We start from the raw sequence: 5,478 nt of genomic DNA, 5'->3' as shown, positions 1-5,478 counted from the left end.
TGTCGAAGGCCAGGCCCGGGTGGTGGCGGAAAAGCGCCCATAGCTCCGAGCGGTCGAAGACGCAAAGGGTCATCGCGGTCGTCGCCTCGACCGAATGGCACATCTCGCTCATCACGCCAGCCTGCAGACCAAGGAAATCGCCGGGAAAAACGAAGCTCACGACGTGGCGCCGCCCGTTCTCGAGCAGCTTGTATCGCAGGCCCAGACCCGAAAGCACGGTGAAGACCTGCGGCGTGTTGGTGCCCTCGGACAAAAGCGGCGTGCCGGGAGAGACCGACATCTCGCCGACCTTGAAATTCTTGAGAAATTCCAGCTCCGCATCCGTGCAATCGACGAACAACGGCCGCTGGCGCAGGGGGCAATGCTCGCAACTTGTGACCACGGCTATGTCCTCGGTATGTCGTAGTTTAATGCGCCCGTTCGCGAATGGTTCCATTGTGTGACATTCCCGGACGCAAGGCGGGGGTAAGGAGTTAGGCTATTCCCATGGGACAGGTGTCAGTATTGAAAGACCGGGACAGGAGCGAGCCCATCCAGATGCCGCAAGACGGCCAAACGGGCGACAACATGGCCGCGATCATCTGCTCGGATTCGATCGTGGCGCAAGACCTCGGTGACCTCGTGCAGGCACACCTGGGTGCGCGGGTCGCGATCTTCGGCGATGCCGGGGCGGGCGCCTGTTTCGTGCGCGACTCGCCGGGCGTGAACCTGATGCTGCTGTACATGAGCCGGCAGGAAATGGACGAGACCACGCTCTTTGCCTGCGATGCGCAGAAGTGCCATGTCATCCTGATCGCCCACCGCGCGCCCGATGGCTGGATCGAGCGCGGCGCCGGGCGGCATCATTTCATTCACGAGCCGTTCAACGAACGGATGCTCCAGCGCGCGCTGGAAGAGGTCAGGACCGATCTCGACGCCGCCGCGCGGCCGTCATCCCGATGATGAAGGCCTCGGCCACGGTCGCGATGGTCAAGCCGGTGGTCGCCTGCGCCTGCGGCGGCGGCGGCGGTCGTTTCCCGACGCTGGCCGCGATGGCGAAGACCGCGCCCGACAGCAGCAGGTAGAACCCGCCGATTATCAGCGCCGCGATTGCCGGTCCAAGTGCCGCGGCCAGCGCGATCCAGGCGGCGGCGGTCAGGAAGGCGAGGCCGGTGAGCATCAGCACCCCGCCGACAAGACCGAGCGCGGTGACACGCACGGCGCGCCCTGCGCGGGCGGTATAGGCCGCGAACATTCCCGCGCCCCTAGCGCCGCGACGAGATGAGGCCGATCAGGAAGCCGGCACCGGCAGCGATGCCCAGCGCCGTTCCGGGGTTCTTGGCGACGAACTCTTCCGCCTGGCGCCCGGCGTCGTTGGCCTGGGTGCGCAACAACTGGAACTGTTCCTCCCCCGCACGCCTCATGTCGTCGGCGCCCTTGCGGGCCTCGGTTGCAAGGTAATCACCCTGCGCCTTGCCAAATTCGGTCAGTGTCTTGGTCAGCGCCGCGATGTCGGCGCGGATCGTGGCGACCTGGCGGGCAAGATCCTCGGTGCTGGGCGCGGTATCGGCAGTCGACGCCGAGGCGCCGGACGGATTGGATTTACTGGTGGCCATGAGCGATGCCTCCCCAAATGCTGTAATATGTCATATGACACTCAACCCCGATCGGCGGCTGATTGTTCCGCTCGCACGGCAAAATTTCGCCACTTGCGCAAATTCCCCGCGGTAACTGCGCATCTGCCGGGAACTGTGGCCGCTGCGCCATGTTTACCTTTCACAAACGCCGGTAATGACAGCAAAACGAAAGGACCAAACATGCTCTACTGGGCACTGATCTTTCTCGTCATCGCGCTCATCGCTGGCATCTTCGGTTTCGGGGGCATTGCCAGCGCATCGGCCGGCATTGCTCAGATCCTGTTCTTCATTTTCCTAGTGCTCTTCGCGATCGCCCTGATCATGCGGTTTGCCCGGAAGTGACAACGCGGGTTACCCCGGTTCTGACGCTGCCACCCCAGGGGTTCGCGCGGCATTATCAACGGCCATGTCCGGCCGGTCGCAGAATCTACGGCGCGGAAACCAAACGAAAAAGGGCGGCCCCGAGGGGGCCGGCCTTTGATGTGTCCGAAAGAACTGGCTCAGGCCAGCAGCGTCTCGGTCGAAGAGAAGAACATCGCCTGCGAGGCCGCGAGCCGCACCTGCTCTTCGGTGTAGGGCTTGGCGATCAGGAACGCCGGCTCGGGCTTCTCGCCAGTCAGAAGGCGCTCGGGGAAGGCGGTGATGAAGATCACCGGCATGTCGCCGAGGTCGCCGAGCAAATCGTTTACCGCGTCGATGCCCGAGGAATTGTCGGCAAGCTGGATGTCGGCCATGATCAGATCGGGCCGCTCGGCCTTGCCGAGTTCGACCGCCTCGGTCCGGGTGCGTGCAACGCCGGTGACCTTGTGACCCATCTCGGCGACGATGCTTTCGAGGTCCATGGCAATAATCGCCTCGTCCTCGATGATCATCACCTTGCCGGTCACGCTCTCGGCCAGTTCGCGCTGCGCGATCGAGACCAGCTCTTGCGCCTCGTCCTGCTCGATCCCCATGATCTCGCCGATCTCACCGTAGTCGAAACCCTCGATCGAATGCAGAAGCAGCGCTTCGCGGGTGTTCTGGGTCAGGCGGCTGAGATGGCTTTGCGCCTTGGCGGCAATCCCGCCCTCGCTTTCGTCGATCGGAGCGCCCGAGCTGGTCCAGATCGCATGGAAAGCGCCGAACAGTCCCACCTTCGCGGACTTGGACCGATCGACCAGGTCGGGATTTTCGAGCATCGCCTCGAGAGTCGCCGCCGCGTAGTTGTCCCCGGAAGTCTGATTGCCGGTGAGGGCGCGCGCATAGCGGCGCAGGAAGGGCAGCTCTTTTGCAACGGAGGTCACAAAATCTTGGCTGTCTTCGGTCTGGTTCATGTCGGGTGTCACCTTTTTTCGCTTTTTTCAGGAACTCAACGCAAGGCTTGCGCGTTAGGTTCCGACGATCGTATCAATCGGGTGGAAAAAGTTGTACTGAAGGCATGATGACTCAAGAACACAATAACGGCAACAACAGCAGCGTGCAGCGACAGATCGACGAGAATCTGCGCCGCGTCTACAAGGAAAAGCTGGAGGAAGAACTTCCAGACAGGTTTCAGCAGCTGCTTGCGCAACTGAAGGCTCAGGACTCCGGAAACGAGCCGGACAAATGAGTTCACCCGATCCCCGCGACGAGATCGTGGAGCACCTGCCGGCGCTCCGGGCATTCGCCATGAGCCTTACCCGCAACGGTGCGGCCGCCGACGACCTGGTGCAAGACACCATCGTCAAGGCATGGAGCAAGTTCGACAAGTTCCAGGAAGGCACCAACCTTCGCGCCTGGCTGTTCACGATCCAGCGTAACACGTTCTACTCTGGCCGCCGCAAGGCCAAGCGCGAGGTCGCCGATACCGATGGTGCCTTCACCGACCGGCTGGCCTCCAAGCCCGATCACGACGGCCGACTCGCGATGGCCGATTTCCAGAAAGCCTTTGCCCAGCTTCCCGACGAGCAGCGCGAGGCGCTGATGCTGGTCGGTGCTTCGGGCTTTTCCTACGAGGAAGCGGCCGATATGTGCGGCTGCGCCATCGGCACGATCAAGAGCCGCGCAAACCGCGCCCGGGTCCGGTTGGTCGAGATGCTTGGGATGGACGAAAATTCGGAGATGGAACTGACGGATCAATCGACGCTCGCAGTGCTGAGTGCAAACTCCGGCTCCGTCGGTTAAGGAACTTCCCCCGAATGAAGGCGCGTATTTTCGAAAGCCTGGCGTTCAAGATCGTCGCGATGCTGTCGCTCGCGCTGCTTCCGCTTGGCGCCATCGCCCTTTACCAGACCTCGAACGTGGTGCGTCAGTCCGACGAGTTGACGATCTCTGCGCTGGTGGGGCGCAACCTCGTCGCGGTCGAGCCGCAGCGCGACCTCATGTACCTCGGCTTTGCCGGGGCGCGGGTGCTGGGCAATGCCGTCACGCCCTTTCTGCGCGACCGCGAACAATGCCACGAGCTGATGCGCGATTTCATCCGCACCAACCCCGACTACTCGCTGGCGATGTTCGTGCCCGAAAGCGGCGTGACCTCCTGCAACTCACGCGGCGAGGCGCTTGATCTGCGCTCGAGCCGGGTCTTCGCCGCCTTCCAGGACGAGCACCGGCCGCGCGTTCTTGGCATCGAGACCGCGCCGGTCACCGGCGAGCCGGTCCTGGTGCTGGCGCAGCCGGTCTTCGTCAACGGGGCCTACGCCGGGTTTGTCTGGCTGTCGCTGCCGCGCAGCAACATCCGCCTGCCCAACGCGCTTGAGGCGGCCGAGCAGCCGCTGTCCCTTGTCACCTTCAACCGCGAGGGCGAGGTGCTGCTGTCGTCCAGCCGCGACCCTTTCGAGGAACTGCCGCGCAACCGCTCGCTCGCCGATCTGCGCCAGACGCCCTCGGTTTCGTTTGCCGGTCGCAACCCCGCGGGCGAGCAGCGGATCTATACCGTGACGCCGATCATCCGCGGCGTGGTCTACAGCCTCGGCACCTGGCGCCGCCCCGAGGTCAACGATGCCGGCACCCTGTCGGGCCGGATGGCGCTGCTGTTCCCGATCATCATGTGGCTGACCAGCCTCGGCGTTGCCTATATCGCGGTGCATCGCCTCGTGGTGCGGCACGTGCGCTCGTTGCGCGGCAAGATGCGCCGCTTTGCCAGCGGCAGCCGCACCTTTTCGCCCGCGGTGGTGCGATCGGCGCCGGTGGAATTGCGCCAGATGGAAGAGACCTTCAACGAGATGGCCCAGACCATCGCCCGCGACGAGGCCGAGCTCGAGGACGGTCTGCGCGAGAAGAACGTGCTGCTGAAAGAGGTGCATCACCGGGTCAAGAACAACCTCCAGCTCATCGCCTCGATCATGAACATGGAGATCCGCAAGACCCAGGGCAACGAGGCGCATAACGCCCTGCGCCGGGTGCAGGACCGGGTGCTTGGCCTCGCCACGGTGCACGGCAACCTCTATCACACCGTCAACCTTGCCAGCGTCCAAGCCAAGAGCCTGCTCAGCGACATCCTGAACCAGACGCTGGTCTCGGCCCTGCCCGAGGACGGCAGCGTCAGCATCTCGATCAAGGTCGACGAGGTCACCTTGTTTCCCGACCAGGCGGTGCCGCTGGCACTGCTGGTGACCGAGGCGGTCTCGAACGCCGTCAAATACGTCGGCCGTCCCGCCGACGGCACGCCGCCCCGGGTCGCGGTCAACCTCGAACGCCTGCCCGATGCGCGGATGCGGCTGACCATCGAAAACACCGTCGGCGAACGCCTGCTGGCGCCCGAGCGGCAGGACAAGAGCACGGGGCTGGGCACCCAGCTGATCACCGCGTTCGCCCGACAGCTGGGAAGCCGTCCGGTGATTGAAACCGATGAGCAGCTTCACAAGTTGACGCTTGAGATGACCGTGGCCGAGTTCGAGCCGGCGGC

9 protein-coding genes are annotated in these 5,478 nt (G+C 63.8%); 5 read left to right on the top strand and 4 right to left on the bottom strand.

The genetic code is table 11. From position 1 onward, the window contains the following. A partial coding sequence (locus ACN0T5_RS21725) for a Crp/Fnr family transcriptional regulator (RefSeq protein WP_417770691.1) occupies window positions 1-382 on the bottom strand: 382 nt, incomplete at its 3' end. Window positions 383-486: 104 nt separating this feature from the next. Here ACN0T5_RS21725 and ACN0T5_RS21720 point away from each other — a divergent pair. Beyond that, a complete protein-coding gene (locus tag ACN0T5_RS21720) occupies window positions 487-942 on the top strand; it encodes a hypothetical protein (protein ID WP_417770690.1) in 456 nt (151 codons plus the stop codon). Here ACN0T5_RS21720 and ACN0T5_RS21715 read toward each other — a convergent pair. Further along, the gene (locus ACN0T5_RS21715; protein WP_417770689.1) at window positions 899-1,234 is read right to left on the bottom strand and encodes a phage holin family protein; all 336 of its coding nucleotides are present in this window, start codon (window positions 1,232-1,234) and stop codon (window positions 899-901) included. The genes ACN0T5_RS21720 and ACN0T5_RS21715 overlap by 44 nt on opposite strands. Before the next feature lie 10 nt (window positions 1,235-1,244). Further along, complete coding sequence (locus ACN0T5_RS21710; RefSeq protein ID WP_417770688.1) at window positions 1,245-1,595, bottom strand: DUF883 family protein; 351 nt, start codon at window positions 1,593-1,595, stop codon at window positions 1,245-1,247. A 201-nt stretch (window positions 1,596-1,796) separates the two neighbouring features. On the opposite strand from ACN0T5_RS21710, the gene ACN0T5_RS21705 reads away from it, so the two are divergent. Further along, a complete protein-coding gene (locus ACN0T5_RS21705) occupies window positions 1,797-1,958 on the top strand; it encodes a DUF1328 domain-containing protein (protein ID WP_417770687.1) in 162 nt (53 codons plus the stop codon). 158 nt (window positions 1,959-2,116) lie between these two features. Here ACN0T5_RS21705 and ACN0T5_RS21700 read toward each other — a convergent pair whose 3' ends face one another. Then, window positions 2,117-2,929: a response regulator gene (locus tag ACN0T5_RS21700; RefSeq protein WP_417770686.1), complete on the bottom strand. Its 813-nt coding sequence runs from the start codon at window positions 2,927-2,929 to the stop codon at window positions 2,117-2,119. A 107-nt stretch (window positions 2,930-3,036) separates the two neighbouring features. Between ACN0T5_RS21700 and ACN0T5_RS21695 the strand changes: the two genes are divergently transcribed. From ACN0T5_RS21695 to ACN0T5_RS21685, 3 genes are all read left to right on the top strand, one after another. Further along, window positions 3,037-3,204: a NepR family anti-sigma factor gene (locus ACN0T5_RS21695; protein WP_417770685.1), complete on the top strand. Its 168-nt coding sequence runs from the start codon at window positions 3,037-3,039 to the stop codon at window positions 3,202-3,204. Then, a complete protein-coding gene (locus ACN0T5_RS21690; protein WP_417770684.1) occupies window positions 3,201-3,758 on the top strand; it encodes an RNA polymerase sigma factor in 558 nt (185 codons plus the stop codon). Before ACN0T5_RS21695 ends, ACN0T5_RS21690 begins: the two co-directional genes overlap by 4 nt. Before the next feature lie 14 nt (window positions 3,759-3,772). Further along, the coding region (locus ACN0T5_RS21685; protein ID WP_417770683.1) for a sensor histidine kinase at window positions 3,773-5,478 on the top strand (1,706 nt) is incomplete at its 3' end.

The organism is Stappia sp. (assembly GCF_048261845.1).
Classification (GTDB): Bacteria; Pseudomonadota; Alphaproteobacteria; order Rhizobiales; family Stappiaceae; genus Stappia.
This window is presented reverse-complemented; position numbering and strand designations above follow the sequence as displayed.